The sequence below is a fragment of the Pseudoalteromonas distincta genome (assembly GCF_005877035.1).
GTDB lineage: Bacteria > Pseudomonadota > Gammaproteobacteria > Enterobacterales > Alteromonadaceae > Pseudoalteromonas > Pseudoalteromonas distincta.
The window spans coordinates 644,140-657,380 of sequence record NZ_CP040558.1; the positions used below are offsets into that span (position 1 = coordinate 644,140).

Genomic DNA, 13,241 nt, shown 5'->3' on the forward strand with positions numbered 1-13,241 from the left:
TGCATATTGCACGGCTTTTTTGTTTTAAGGGCTGACTAAGCTATATAAAACGTAGTAAAGTTAGCTGAACTCACCATTTTGGGAATATAGAGGAATCAAGATGTCAGAAATCGTAAAAGTAATCGGTCGCGAAATTATGGACTCGCGTGGTAACCCAACTGTTGAAGCAGACGTACATTTAGCAGATGGTTCTTGGGGTCGTGCAGCAGCACCTTCAGGCGCATCTACTGGTACTCGTGAAGCATTAGAGTTACGCGACGGTGATAAATCACGTTACTTAGGTAAAGGCGTATTAAAAGCAGTTGGTTATATTAATAAAGAAATTGCTGATGCTTTAGCTGGTCAAAATGCATTAGATCAAAACGCTGTTGATAAAGTGATGCTAGATTTAGATGGTACCGAAAATAAAGAAAAATTAGGTGCAAACGCAATCTTAGCTGTATCACTAGCAACTGCGAAAGCAGCTGCACAGTCTAAAAAAGTTGAGCTTTATGAACATATTGCTGACTTAAATGGCACACCAGGTGTTTACTCTATGCCACTTCCAATGATGAACATCATCAATGGTGGTGAGCACGCAGATAACTCTGTAGATATTCAAGAATTCATGATCCAACCTGTTGGCGCTAAAAACTTCCGCGAAGGCCTACGTATGGGTGCTGAAGTATTCCACAGCCTTGCTAAAGTGCTTAAAGCTGATGGTCACTCAACAGCGGTTGGCGATGAAGGTGGTTTTGCACCTAACCTTGCATCTAACGAAGCGGCTCTTGCTGCAATCAAAGTTGCTGTTGCAAACGCAGGTTACGAGCTAGGTAAAGATATTACTTTAGCGATGGATTGTGCTGCATCTGAGTTTTACGACAAAGAAGCAAACATCTACGATCTTAAAGGTGAAGGTAAAAAATTCACTTCTGAAGAATTTAACTTCTTCTTACAAGATCTTACTAATCAGTACCCAATCGTTTCTATTGAAGATGGTCTTGATGAGTCTGATTGGGATGGCTTTGCACACCAAACTAAACTAATGGGTGATAAAATCCAATTAGTAGGTGATGATTTATTTGTAACTAACACGAAGATTTTAAAACGTGGTATCGACAACGGTATTGCTAACTCAATCTTAATTAAGTTTAACCAAATCGGTTCTTTAACTGAAACTTTAGCTGCAATCAAAATGGCTAAAGATGCTGGTTTTACTGTTGTTATTTCTCACCGTTCTGGTGAAACTGAAGATTCAACAATTGCTGATTTAGCAGTGGGTACTGCTGCAGGTCAAATCAAAACAGGTTCACTGAGCCGTTCTGACCGTGTTGCAAAGTACAACCAATTGCTACGTATTGAAGAGCAATTAGGTGATAAAGCACCGTACAACGGTCTTAAAGAAGTTAAAGGTCAGTAATTCTATTTAATATAGAATCTAACTTTTAATTTAGATGATAAAATCCTCGCCTATGCGGGGATTTTTTATGCCTGATACTTTTTCCAAAGAGATGAAAATAAATTGTAGGCTTTAAGCTTGTTGATGTACGCAGCACTAAAGAGTGGTACACAAAAGTATAACGCTTTATTCATACTTTAATTTCTTACGCACTCATAGCTGAAACTGCTGCTTTAAAATATCACCTGTAAAACTGGTTTTTAAATAAAAACCACGGGGTAGGGTTTTAATTATTTGCCCATTTGGGCCAATAGCATCAGTGACTATTTTACTATGAGCAGCTTTAGGGCGTATTTGCATAGCATCGCCTAAATGGCCTGATATTTCGTCGACTCTACCTAGCGCAATTAGCTCCATTTGCTCTTCCCAGTCGCGTTGTAACAAAGCGTCTTGTTCAGGTGAAGGCTGCCACAAAAAGCCGCTGCCGATGGTTCTGTCAAACGGCGCAATATCACGTTCGCTTAAAATTGGCAGCCATAAAACATGATTTAGTTTTTTACGCACAGAGCTGGTATGCCACGTCATTCCCGTCACGTTCATTAAAGGTGTAACCGATACAAACGTAGTTTCCAGTGGCCTACCTTTATAAGAAATAGGCAGTGTTTTTAGCTCAATTCCTAAATCTTCAAAATCGGGGAGGGGTTTTGAGCCTGCAGTAGCGCCTAGTACGTATTCAATGAGTTGCCCAGTCCAGCCTTTTTCACGTAGTAAATCATCAGGTGTTTTAAAATGGTACTGGTTTGCAAGTTGCCCAAGTGTTAATCCGGCAATACTGTTAACGCGTTGTATTAAGTCGTTTATTGAGTGTGGTTTTGTAGGTCGCATATTCTTAATTTCGGTTGTATAAATACCATAGCCATGATAGCAAATAGGCTAAGCCGTGGATATCTTTAGGGTTGTACGTTTTTTGCCCGCCTGTTGTTTGTGTTAATTTTGCACATATTGAAATTAAGCTACTTTACTTTAAGTTACTGACTCTGCAGGTTTTTTTAAATGTTCACGTTCAGTTTTGATTAAGCCATTTAAAAGTTGTAAGGATAAATACAACTATATAAACATGTTTATCCACAGAATCTGTGGAGAAGCTAAGTTTTAAGATCTAATATTGTGGATTTGTTTGCAAAATGAGCGTGTTTTACAAAAGTTATGCACAAACTGTGAGTAACTAGAGGAAAACAAGAACCGCAATAGCTTTGCTGAGTTATTTTCTAAATATTTACCTATTCTCTATTAATTTATCAACATACTAAAAGCTCAAACTTAGCTCACTAATTGGCTTGGGTATAATAGTATTTGCCGTATTGCGGCTAATGTGGAACAATCATTAAAAATCGACTTACAAATGAGGCACTAAGGTGATTGATGCCGAAGGTTTTCGTGCCAATGTCGGAATTGTGATTTGCAATAATCAGGGACAGGTTTTTTGGGCCAGACGTTATGGTCAACACTCTTGGCAATTTCCCCAAGGTGGTGTTGATGATGGCGAAACTGCAGAACAAACCATGTACCGTGAATTACACGAAGAAGTAGGGTTGCGACCAGAAGATGTAGAAATAGTCGCAAGCTCAAAACATTGGTTACGCTATAAATTACCCAAACGATTAATCCGCCGAGACTCTAGTCCGGTGTGTATTGGGCAAAAACAAAAATGGTTTTTACTAAAATTACGCTGTAAAGACGAAGATGTAAATTTACTTAAAACCCATCATCCAGAGTTTGATGATTGGCGCTGGGTAAGTTATTGGTATCCTGTACGACAGGTTGTATCGTTTAAACGGGATGTTTATCGACGAGTAATGAAAGAGTTTGCTCCTTTCGCTATGCCTTTTAATAAGAGAGAACAACATAAAGATCATTGGCGAAGTAAAAGGTAGTAATTTCTCGATACAATAAAGGAGCAGGGTATGCTGGCTACACTGAGATCTATTGCGGAGTCTGTATCGCGACAAGCGAATTTAGACAGCGCATTAGTGTGCTTTGTGCAAATGGTTAAAGATGCCATGAAAACCCAGTGCTGCTCCATTTATTTTGCAGATTACAGCCAAGACAATTTTGTGCTTATGGCAACCGAAGGACTAAACCCCGATGCGGTAGGTAAGTTTAGAATTGGTTTTACCGAAGGTTTGGTTGGCCTAGTAGCGCAACGCGAAGAGCCTATTAATATTGCATTTGCTAAATCGCATCCTCGTTTTAAGCTTTCCCCCGAAGTAAATGAAGAAGGCTACAACGCTTTTTTATCTGTACCCGTTGTTCATCAAAAAAAAGTACTGGGTGTTATTGTTGTTCAACAAAAAATGGCACGTGTATTTAGCCAAGACGAAGAGTCGTTTTTAATAACGCTTTCTGCCCAGCTTGCTTCACAGTTAGCGCATGCTGAGATTAAAGAAATACTCCGCCAAGATGAGTCATCTCATCAAACGTCTGTTTTAAAAGGCGTATCGAGCGCGCCTGGAATAGGTATAGGGCAAGCATTTGTAGTATTACCAAAACTCGATTTTAAATCTATTGAGCTTTTAAAAGACAGTGACGTTACTGAGCAGCGCCGTTTATTTACACAAGCTGTAGCTGCAACGCGCAAAGAATTTAATACCCTATCTATGACGCTAAGCGATTCTATTCCGCACGAAGCTCTTGCGGTATTTGATGTGTATCAACAACTGCTTGACGCTAAAAGTTTAGGGCATAATGTTGAAATGCAATTACAAGAAGGCTGGTGTGCTAAAAGCGCCCTAAAAATTGTAATAGAGCGTTTAATATCTCAATTTAATGCCATGCAAGACCCTTATATAAAAGAGCGTGCTGTTGATGTTAAAGATATTGGCCTTCGTGTATTACATCATCTTGTAAATACCGAGCATGCTGTTAAAAATTATCCGGCCAATACTATTTTAATTGCTAATACCTTAACACCTGCGATGCTTGCTGAGGTGCCAAAAGGTCACTTAACTGGTGTTGTAAGCGTAAATGGCTCTGCAAATAGCCATGCTTCTATATTAACGCGTGCGATGGGGATCCCTGCCATTTGGGGTATAGAAGATTTACCTTTACTGCAGTTTAATGGCAAACCGATGATTTTAGATGCATTTGCTGGGCGTTTATATATATCGCCTTCGCAAATGTTGATGGATGAATACACAGAGTTACAGCATCAAGATAACCTACTTAATAACCGCTTTTTAGCAGAGCAAGACTCAGAATCAATTACGCTTGACGGTGAACATGTTAGCTTATTATTAAACGCAGGCCTTGAGCTTAATACCGAGCAAAGTAGCGCGCATATTTGTGACGGTGTAGGGCTTTATCGAACCGAAGCGTGGTTTATGCAAAAAGGTCAGTTTCCTTCGCAATCAGAGCAAGAAAATTGGTACCGAGAAGTACTAACTAGCTATCATCCTAATCCTGTGGTTATGCGAACATTAGACATAGGTGGCGATAAGGTACTCGATTACTTTAACATTACCGAAGAAAACCCATTTTTAGGTTGGCGTGGCATTCGTATTAGCCTTGATCATCCAGAGTTATTTTTAGATCAACTAAAAGCGATGCTTAAAGCAAACATTGGTTTGGGTAATTTAAAAATAATGCTCCCTATGATCAGCGGCACTGAAGAAGTTGATGAGTCACTTGCGTTATTTGAACAGGCTTATTTTGAGTTAAGTGAAAAATACCCAGAGCAAACCATAGAAAGACCCGACATAGGTATAATGCTAGAGGTACCTTCAAGTGTATTTATGCTTCCAGAGTGGTCAAAAAAAGTCGATTTTTGCTCAGTAGGTAGTAACGATTTAACACAGTATTTATTAGCAGTAGACAGGGCTAATGCACGAGTTGCCGAACTTTTTAACCCTTATCATCCGGGCGTACTCAGGGTACTAAATAAAGTAGCGCGTGAATGTGAGCAATATGAACTGCCATTTAGTTTGTGTGGTGAACTAGGCGGCGATCCTGAAGGGGCTATTTTGCTTATTGCCATGGGTTACAGGCGCCTTAGTATGAATTTATCATCGCTTAATAAAGTTAAATGGGTACTTAGGCGTTTAAATGTTAGTGACATGGAACAACTATTAAGTGAATGCTTAGCGCAATCTACAGCCAAACAAGTACTACGTTTAACGCGAAGCTTTATGCTAGAGCATAAATTAGGTGATTTGTTTTACACTCCTAAATAAGCTTATACGCCTAATTAATTGCAATACACAGATGCTATTAGTTTTATAATCCTTTAATATATAAACCTTAAAAGGGTATTTGAGATTACTATGTATGACTTAGGTTTGTTAGTCGCAAGCTGCGCACTACTAGGCTGTATTGTTGGGTTTTTAGCTGGGTTACTAGGCATTGGTGGCGGTTTAATTATCGTTCCAGTTCTAAGCACTCTGCTACTCTCATTTAATGTAACGTCAGCTGATCATGTATTAGTAATTGCTATTGCAACCTCACTCGCTTCTATTTTATTTACTTCAACGTCTTCAGCGCTGGCTCATCATAAAAATGATAACGTGCCTTGGGATATAGCCCCATGGGTTATGTCGGGCGTGGCTTTAGGTGCACTTATTAGTGGCTTTGCAGCAAGTTTAATCCCTGAACAAATATTGCGTACAGTGTTTGCTATAAGTGTTGTATTTATTGCAGCAAGAATGGTGCTATCCGCGCGTAATAAACCGATGTCAGATAAACCGTTACCGGCAGGTCCTATTTTAGGTGGATTTTCTGCGATAATGGGCGGATTATCAGGTTTAATTGGTATTGGCGGTGGTGCTTTAATAGTACCTATGCTTAATTATTTCTCGGTTGATATAAAAAAAGCAATTGGCTGCGCAGCCGCGTGCGGAATTGTTATAGCATTATTTGGCTCTATTGGTTACATCAGCGCAGGTTGGCATGTTACCGATTTAGAGCATGGTTTTGCTGGGTTTGTTTATTTACCTGCATTATTTGGAATTGTTATTACCTCGTGGTTTGTTGCGCCTATTGGCGCCAAAGCAACTCACTATTTACCTGTTAATACAATTAAAAAAGTTTTCGCGGTGCTGCTTGTAGTTATCGCAATTAAAATGGTTTTTAGCTAAAGGTTTATTTTTTATGGCACTTGAGTTTCCTCAAATTGATCCAATTATTTTTTCTGTTGGACCGCTAAGCGTACGTTGGTATGGCTTAATGTATTTAATAGGTTTTGCATTTGCGATGTGGTTTGCAAATCGTCAAGCATCAAAGCCAAATTCGGGTTGGACTAAAGAGCAAGTAAGCGATTTACTGTTTTACGGCATGTTAGGGGTAATACTAGGCGGGCGTATTGGCTACGTATTGTTTTACCAGTTTAGTTACTTTATAGAAAACCCACTGTATTTATTTAGAATAGACCAGGGCGGTATGTCGTTTCATGGTGGAACACTTGGCGTTATAACTGCCGTCGCAATTTTTTCGTGGACGCGTAAAAAGTCGCTTCTTCAAGTGGGCGACTTTGTTGCACCACTGGTTCCTGTAGGGCTTTTAGCTGGACGTATTGGTAACTTTATAAACGGTGAATTATGGGGCCGAGTTACCGACGTGCCATGGGCAATGGTATTTCCAACGGGCGGTCCGCTTGCGCGTCACCCATCGCAATTATACGAAGCATTTTTTGAAGGCCTAGTGCTGTTTTTAATCCTGCAATGGTTTATTAAAAAGCCACGCCCAGCAGGCAGTGTAGCCGGTGTATTTTTATTAGGCTATGGCGTGTTTAGATTCTGTATTGAATATTTCCGCCAACCTGATGCACAATTAGGTTTATTTGCAGACTTTATTTCAATGGGACAAATACTTTCGTTACCTATGATAGTGGGTGGTTTAGGCTTGTTAATTTGGGCATATAAGAAACCACAACACGTTACACCAGCTAAGGCATAATAAGAAAAGCATGAAACAATATTTAGAATTATGTCAGCGTATTGTTGACGAAGGGCAGTGGGTCGAAAATAAACGTACAGGTACGCGTTGTTTAACCGTTATCAATGCTGATTTAGAATACGATGTGGCTAATAATCAGTTTCCGATGATCACTACACGCAAAAGTTACTACAAAGCAGCGATTGCTGAATTGCTAGGCTATTTACGCGGGTACGACAGCGCTGCGCAATTTCGTGAAATTGGCTGTAAAACGTGGGATGCTAACGCAAACGATAACAATGCATGGCTTAATAATCCTAACCGTAAAGGTGAGGATGACATGGGGCGTGTTTACGGCGTACAAGGTCGTGGTTGGCAACGACCAGATGGCTCAACGCTTGATCAGCTTTCCAAAGTTATTAATAACTTAAAAAATGGCATTGATGACCGTGGTGAAATAATCACGTTTTATAATCCAGGTGAGTTTGAGCTTGGTTGCCTGCGCCCGTGTATGCATACACACACTTTCTCCTTACTTGGTGATACGCTATATTTAACGTCATACCAGCGAAGCTGTGATGTGCCACTTGGCCTTAATTTTAATCAAATTCAGTGTTTTGTGTTGCTTGCGCTAGTGGCTCAAATTACCGGCCACAAAGCGGGTAAGGCGTATCATAAAATTGCTAATGCACATATTTACGAAAACCAACTTGAGCTGATGCGTGATGTGCAGTTAACGCGTAAGCCATTTGCATCACCTCAGTTAAAAATTAATCCAGAAATTAAATCATTAGAAGACATAGAAACGTGGGTAACACGAGACGACTTTGAAGTAACAGGCTATCAATGCCACGAAGCGATTCAATATCCATTTTCAGTATAATAAAAGATTAAGGAAAACATAAAATGAAAGCAGTGATCCCAGTAGCAGGCCTTGGTACTCGTATGTTACCAGCCACTAAAGCAATTCCTAAAGAAATGCTGCCAGTGGTAGACCGTCCTTTAATTCAATATGTAGTAAACGAAGCCGTTGCTGCAGGCATTAAAGAAATAGTGTTAGTAACTCACTCAAGTAAAAATTCAATCGAAAATCACTTCGATACGAGCTTTGAACTAGAAGCTACTTTAGAAAAGCGTGTAAAGCGGCAACTACTTGCCGAAGTGCAAGCAATCTGCCCTAAAGACGTAACCATTATTCACGTACGCCAAGGTGAAGCAAAAGGCTTAGGCCATGCTATTAGTTGTGCTGCGCCTATTATTGGTAACGAACCGTTTGTAGTTATTCTACCGGATGTAATTATTGACGATGTAGAGAGCGATCTTAAAAAAGATAACTTAGCAGAAATGATCGCTAATTTTGAGCAAAACAAGCATAGCCAAATAATGGTTGAGCCAGTACCAATGGATGAAGTAGATAAGTTTGGTGTGGTTGATTTAGGCGATGTTGACCTAAAGCAAGGTGAAAGCTCAGCAATCTTTAATATGGTAGAAAAACCGCCAGTAGACGAAGCACCATCTAACTTAGCTGTAGTGGGTCGATACGTATTAAGCGAAAACATATGGCCGTTACTTGCAAAAACTCCGCAAGGAGCAGGCAATGAAATTCAATTAACTGACGCAATTGCGATGTTAATGGAACACGAAAAAGTAGATGCATACGCTATAAAAGGCCGTAGCCACGATTGTGGAAGTAAAATTGGTTATTTAAAAGCAACTATTGAATTTGCACTTCGTCGCGATGAATTTGCTGATGAATTAAAGTCATTTATTAAAAAACTGATTTAACAGTTAATGTAAATCATGAAAGGCGCCTATATCGGCGCCTTTTTTATGAGTTTTATCAGGGCCTGTTTATCTTTCGAGGTTAAATTTGCAGCAGGCTGTTTGGTATTTAGGCAAGGCAGAGCCTATGTAGTGTGGTTATTCCCCATAAATAGGCGATAACGTAGCATAGATGCCAAACATGCGCTGCCCGAAGGGTTCTGCCTCGGGGCAATTTACTCTTTGTTGCCTACATGGATGTAGGTAAGGGGCGTGAGCAGGACGCGGAAGCTTTACTCGGTTTTTACTTATTCTTACAGGGATGTAAGTCAGTAGAATAACGCAGGAGCAGTTATCGAGCCCACTAGATTACAAACCTCGCGCCGCGATTAAATGGCCCCTAGATTGAACAAATTTTAATTCTGAAAGGTCAACATGCCCTAGAATAAAATAAGGAAAGGAATAGCTCTAAAATAAAAGTTTTTAAGTCATTACAGACATATTGTTATTTATGTTGTAAAGTTTGTGTTAACTGGCATTGAATTTGTATTAAATAATGCTCTCAAGGAAGGGTGGGAGTATGCAACGTTGTGTTTTACAAAACACTGACAAGCATGCGAAGAGCTAAGTTTTATAGCTCACAGCTTAAATAAAGTTAAACGCTTTCTTGTGAGAATGTTTAACTGAAATGTAGTGAAAACACTGCTTTCAGGACAGCAAATACATGTTTATATATAAAAAAAATAACATTGGGCTTTTACTTAGCTTGCTAATGCTTTTATTTGGCACAGCATGCAGCGTTACGCCTGAAATAAAAACCATTGACGAACAACCTCAAAGTAACTCGCCAGACTACGTGTCAATTACAGCCTTGGAGCTTGCTCAACTAAAAGATGCTGCAATGCAGTGGCAACAAGCACGCGAAGGTATAGAGCGAATTTTAAGATTAGAAAAAGAAATAACTTACCTCGTAAATCATATTGATATTATAAACAGCAAAGCTATTGCGCAGTCTAATCAAGGGTATAGCAGCAAGTCTGTACGCTCACCTCGAAACACACGTAATGTTAAATCACGCCAACAAGTTAAACAAAACTACAGTAATAAAAAACAAGCTGTAAAATTAAATAAACCAAAACATGTATTTGCTTTGCAGGTAGCTTCGGTTGACTCAGAGCAAGGTGTGGCTAAAGCATGGCAAGAGCTAAATACTAAAGCAGCACCGTTGTTTAGAGACAAAATATTGACTAACGTAGAAACCGCCAAAATAAACGACAAAATGTTTTACAGGCTAAAACTTGGCTCTTACCAAAACTTTAAAAATGCAAAAGCAGACTGTGACGTATTCAAGCTGTATAAACTCGATTGCATAGTAAGTAACTACACCGATAAGCCAGTAAGGCTGTAGTTAAGAAACTTGCTTAAAAATTGTTTATCCATAAAATACACCCTTCATAATTAAATACGTTTAGGGGATAAATAACCCCCTAAACAACGTCATTTTAGGGAAGTTAAATGTTATTAAAATGGAGTTTAGAATGCATGATGCTAATGGGTGTACTTGTTTTATCTGCATGTAACTCATCTCAACAAGTTAAAATGACTCAAGCAACCCCGCAACCGATTCTTATTGAAAAGTCTGATTTAGAGCAGCTCAAAATCTCTGCGGCACAATGGGAAAGCTCTCAACCAAAAGTAGAGGAGCTACTCAAGTTAGAAAATAAATTAACGCAGCTTGCTACTAATCTAAAACAACTGAATGATTCTGATTCTCTAAATAGTCTTGTAAATGATGAAGTCAATAACGAAAGTATATTAAAAACCCACTCGGCATTGTTTGCTTTACAAATTGCCGCTTTTAAAAATAAAAATGCATTGCATAAGAAGCTCAGCGAATTCCAAGAAAAAATACCACAAAATATTATCTCACCCACTGAGATAAATGTAGAAACCGTAAGTGTTAATAACACAACTTTTTATCGATTGAAGTTAGGTGCTTATAGTAATTCAGCGGACGCAAAAAGTGATTGTTTAGCCCTTATAAAGCAACAAGTAACATGTTTTGTTAGCTATTATGTTCAACAACCTTACAGAAGTACGATATAGGCATACAAATTGCTTCATCCTCAGTATGTTTTGAAGAGGATGGCAATTATGCGCCTTTTACTGCCTTTATTATTTTTAAATTTAGCTGCTTGCAACTTGGTGCCACCACCAGAACCAAGTGTGCCTACAAATGCATCTAAAGCGGCCATGGCTCCTTTTACGGTTAATGATTATGTAGTTAATTTAACGTCGCAACTTAACCACCTAAATGGAGCGTTAAATGCTAATGCACGTGTTGGCGTTAGTAGCTTCTTTTATGCAGACGCACTAGATACAAAATTAGTGACTGGGCAGGCCTCAGGCTTAAGTCAGCAGATCCAAGAAAGTCTGCTTACACAATTTACTCAACTAGGTTATCACACCGTTGAGTACAGACTTGGGAATAACCTTTCTTTATCAGAAAACTCAGACAGTATTTTAAGTCGCGATTTAAGTAAATTACGTAATCGCCAAAATATTGACTTAGTTATCACAGGAACAGTGACTCGCCAGCAGCACGCATACATAGTTAATGCACGGCTTGTGAATATAGAAAATAAACAGGTGCTCTCTGCGGGAAGTACCGAGATCCCAATTAATGTAATGTGGGGCAATGAAAAAATACAGCAACGCGATGGCTACTTATACCGCAGCGAATACTAATCAGGAGCACAAAATGAGAAACCTATTAATTACCCTCTGTTTACCTTTGGGCTTTGGCTGTTCGCATATACTAAATGGTATGGATACAGGTACAGATGAAGCCCAGGTTCAAAATAATAACCAAACAATGCAACTCGTTAATAATCAGCGTGATGTTGCAGATCCAGTATCCAATGACCGTTTATTTCAATCGGACTTTGCTCAAAAAAATAGTCATACTAAGCCGACTCCGCCAATGCGAAAGAACATAAATCATTATGTACGCGGAATAATGCAAGACATGGTTGAAAATCTGCAATATGTTAATGGAAAAACACCATTAGCTGTTTCAAGTTTTGTATTTTTAGATGATGATTTTAATGACAGTAGTTTACTGGGTAATCAAATATCAGAAAGTTTTATGCACGAGCTACATAATTTTGGTATACCCGTTATTGACTTTAAAACAACCGACTACATGCGTGTTACACCTGAAGGAGACTTTGTATTTAGTCGAGATTATTTAGAGCTTAACCAAGATCAAAACTTTAAATACGTACTCGCTGGAACATTAGTGAGTAGTCAAGGAGGAGTCCTTGTAAATGCACGTATTATTGGGCTGCAAAGCAAAGCCGTAGTAGGCACTGCGCAAGGTTTTATTCCGCAGTCAGTTGTTGATGCACTTAATAGTAACTACCGCACTGATGGCATAATGCTTAAGCAAGCAAGCAAGTGAGGCTAACTATGTCGTATATACTAATTACTATCGTTGGATTTACTACTTTAATTGGGTTAACAGGCTGCTCAATGACGCATAATAATGAGCATAACGAAAGCACAACACGAACAGATTACACAGTAAACGGTGGTAATGATCAGCTTAATATTGCTTATAATAATCAAGCGATACAATCGCAAGTTGAATACGATCCATCTCAGCAGTTCACACCACTTAAGCACCATAAAACACTTGCTAACTATGTAGAGCAAATGGCACTTGATCTGGTTGATACGCTTGAGTATGAAAGTGATACCGACACCAATATTAATATTGCCGTTACTACCTTAGTAGATCTTGATTCATCGCTTACTAAAAGCAACCAATTGGGTAATCAAATTTCTGAAACGTTAATTCATCAGTTACAAAAGTTTGGTTATGGCGTGGTTGATTTTAAAACAACCCAAACAATAGATGTAAATAGCCGTGGTGATTTTGCTTTCTCGCGTGATATTGAAAAGCTTAGCGAAGAGCAAATGGCGAGCCATGTATTAGCGGGTACATTAATTTATCGCAGTGATGCTGTTGTTGTAAATACACGTGTAATTAACGCGCATACAAAAAAAATCGTCGCGAGTAGTCGAAAACTAATCCCAATTTATGTACTAAATAAAGAAGATATATACTTATCAAGTAATTAAGTTCAGTTGTCGCTTGATATAAAAAACCAGA

The 13,241-nt window shown here is 39.0% G+C and carries 13 protein-coding genes; 12 read left to right on the forward strand and 1 reads right to left on the reverse strand.

What is annotated here, in order from left to right; all coding sequences use genetic code 11:
- The first annotated feature begins 100 nt into the window (after nucleotides 1-100).
- Nucleotides 101-1,399, forward strand: a complete 1,299-nt coding sequence (gene eno, locus FFU37_RS02875) for a phosphopyruvate hydratase (RefSeq protein WP_002958706.1) — start codon at nucleotides 101-103, stop codon at nucleotides 1,397-1,399.
- 192 nt (nucleotides 1,400-1,591) lie between these two features.
- On the opposite strand, the gene mutH is transcribed toward eno, so the two are convergent.
- On the reverse strand, nucleotides 1,592-2,263 hold the full coding sequence (gene mutH / locus FFU37_RS02880; protein ID WP_138488672.1) for a DNA mismatch repair endonuclease MutH: 672 nt from the start codon (nucleotides 2,261-2,263) through the stop codon (nucleotides 1,592-1,594).
- 530 nt (nucleotides 2,264-2,793) lie between these two features.
- Here mutH and rppH point away from each other — a divergent pair.
- From rppH to FFU37_RS02935, 11 genes are all read left to right on the forward strand, one after another.
- A complete protein-coding gene (rppH, locus tag FFU37_RS02885; protein ID WP_002958704.1) occupies nucleotides 2,794-3,312 on the forward strand; it encodes an RNA pyrophosphohydrolase in 519 nt (172 codons plus the stop codon).
- Nucleotides 3,313-3,342: 30 nt separating this feature from the next.
- Nucleotides 3,343-5,607: a phosphoenolpyruvate--protein phosphotransferase gene (ptsP, locus tag FFU37_RS02890; protein ID WP_002958703.1), complete on the forward strand. Its 2,265-nt coding sequence runs from the start codon at nucleotides 3,343-3,345 to the stop codon at nucleotides 5,605-5,607.
- A 90-nt stretch (nucleotides 5,608-5,697) separates the two neighbouring features.
- Entirely contained in the window at nucleotides 5,698-6,507 is an 810-nt protein-coding gene (locus FFU37_RS02895; protein WP_002958702.1) for a sulfite exporter TauE/SafE family protein, read from the forward strand.
- A gap of 13 nt (nucleotides 6,508-6,520) precedes the next feature.
- The gene (lgt, locus tag FFU37_RS02900) at nucleotides 6,521-7,324 is read left to right on the forward strand and encodes a prolipoprotein diacylglyceryl transferase (protein WP_039484768.1); all 804 of its coding nucleotides are present in this window, start codon (nucleotides 6,521-6,523) and stop codon (nucleotides 7,322-7,324) included.
- 10 nt (nucleotides 7,325-7,334) lie between these two features.
- Nucleotides 7,335-8,186 (forward strand): thymidylate synthase, encoded by an 852-nt coding sequence (locus FFU37_RS02905; RefSeq protein ID WP_138488673.1) that lies wholly within the window; start codon nucleotides 7,335-7,337, stop codon nucleotides 8,184-8,186.
- Between the two features lie 23 nt (nucleotides 8,187-8,209).
- Entirely contained in the window at nucleotides 8,210-9,088 is an 879-nt protein-coding gene (gene galU / locus FFU37_RS02910) for a UTP--glucose-1-phosphate uridylyltransferase GalU (protein ID WP_024594910.1), read from the forward strand.
- A gap of 700 nt (nucleotides 9,089-9,788) precedes the next feature.
- Entirely contained in the window at nucleotides 9,789-10,472 is a 684-nt protein-coding gene (locus FFU37_RS02915; protein WP_024594911.1) for an SPOR domain-containing protein, read from the forward strand.
- Between the two features lie 107 nt (nucleotides 10,473-10,579).
- Nucleotides 10,580-11,170: an SPOR domain-containing protein gene (locus FFU37_RS02920; protein ID WP_138488674.1), complete on the forward strand. Its 591-nt coding sequence runs from the start codon at nucleotides 10,580-10,582 to the stop codon at nucleotides 11,168-11,170.
- Nucleotides 11,171-11,218: 48 nt separating this feature from the next.
- Nucleotides 11,219-11,812: a FlgO family outer membrane protein gene (locus FFU37_RS02925; RefSeq protein WP_039484754.1), complete on the forward strand. Its 594-nt coding sequence runs from the start codon at nucleotides 11,219-11,221 to the stop codon at nucleotides 11,810-11,812.
- Between the two features lie 13 nt (nucleotides 11,813-11,825).
- A complete protein-coding gene (locus FFU37_RS02930) occupies nucleotides 11,826-12,527 on the forward strand; it encodes a FlgO family outer membrane protein (protein ID WP_138488675.1) in 702 nt (233 codons plus the stop codon).
- Between the two features lie 8 nt (nucleotides 12,528-12,535).
- Nucleotides 12,536-13,210 carry a FlgO family outer membrane protein gene (locus FFU37_RS02935; protein WP_138488676.1) on the forward strand — a complete coding sequence of 225 codons (675 nt, stop codon included), beginning with the start codon at nucleotides 12,536-12,538 and terminating at the stop codon, nucleotides 13,208-13,210.
- The last annotated feature ends 31 nt before the right edge of the window (nucleotides 13,211-13,241 follow it).

Bases quoted from the DNA above. Each gene is read 5' to 3' on its own strand.
- mutH (WP_138488672.1), bottom strand. From the start codon at position 2,263: ATGCGACCTACAAAACCACACTCAATAAACGACTTAATACAACGCGTT.
- FFU37_RS02905 (WP_138488673.1), top strand. From the start codon at position 7,335: ATGAAACAATATTTAGAATTATGTCAGCGTATTGTTGACGAAGGGCAG.
- lgt (WP_039484768.1), top strand. From the start codon at position 6,521: ATGGCACTTGAGTTTCCTCAAATTGATCCAATTATTTTTTCTGTTGGA.
- FFU37_RS02925 (WP_039484754.1), top strand. From the start codon at position 11,219: ATGCGCCTTTTACTGCCTTTATTATTTTTAAATTTAGCTGCTTGCAAC.
- eno (WP_002958706.1), top strand. From the start codon at position 101: ATGTCAGAAATCGTAAAAGTAATCGGTCGCGAAATTATGGACTCGCGT.
- FFU37_RS02895 (WP_002958702.1), top strand. From the start codon at position 5,698: ATGTATGACTTAGGTTTGTTAGTCGCAAGCTGCGCACTACTAGGCTGT.
- ptsP (WP_002958703.1), top strand. From the start codon at position 3,343: ATGCTGGCTACACTGAGATCTATTGCGGAGTCTGTATCGCGACAAGCG.
- FFU37_RS02935 (WP_138488676.1), top strand. From the start codon at position 12,536: ATGTCGTATATACTAATTACTATCGTTGGATTTACTACTTTAATTGGG.
- galU (WP_024594910.1), top strand. From the start codon at position 8,210: ATGAAAGCAGTGATCCCAGTAGCAGGCCTTGGTACTCGTATGTTACCA.
- FFU37_RS02930 (WP_138488675.1), top strand. From the start codon at position 11,826: ATGAGAAACCTATTAATTACCCTCTGTTTACCTTTGGGCTTTGGCTGT.
- FFU37_RS02915 (WP_024594911.1), top strand. From the start codon at position 9,789: ATGTTTATATATAAAAAAAATAACATTGGGCTTTTACTTAGCTTGCTA.
- FFU37_RS02920 (WP_138488674.1), top strand. From the start codon at position 10,580: ATGTTATTAAAATGGAGTTTAGAATGCATGATGCTAATGGGTGTACTT.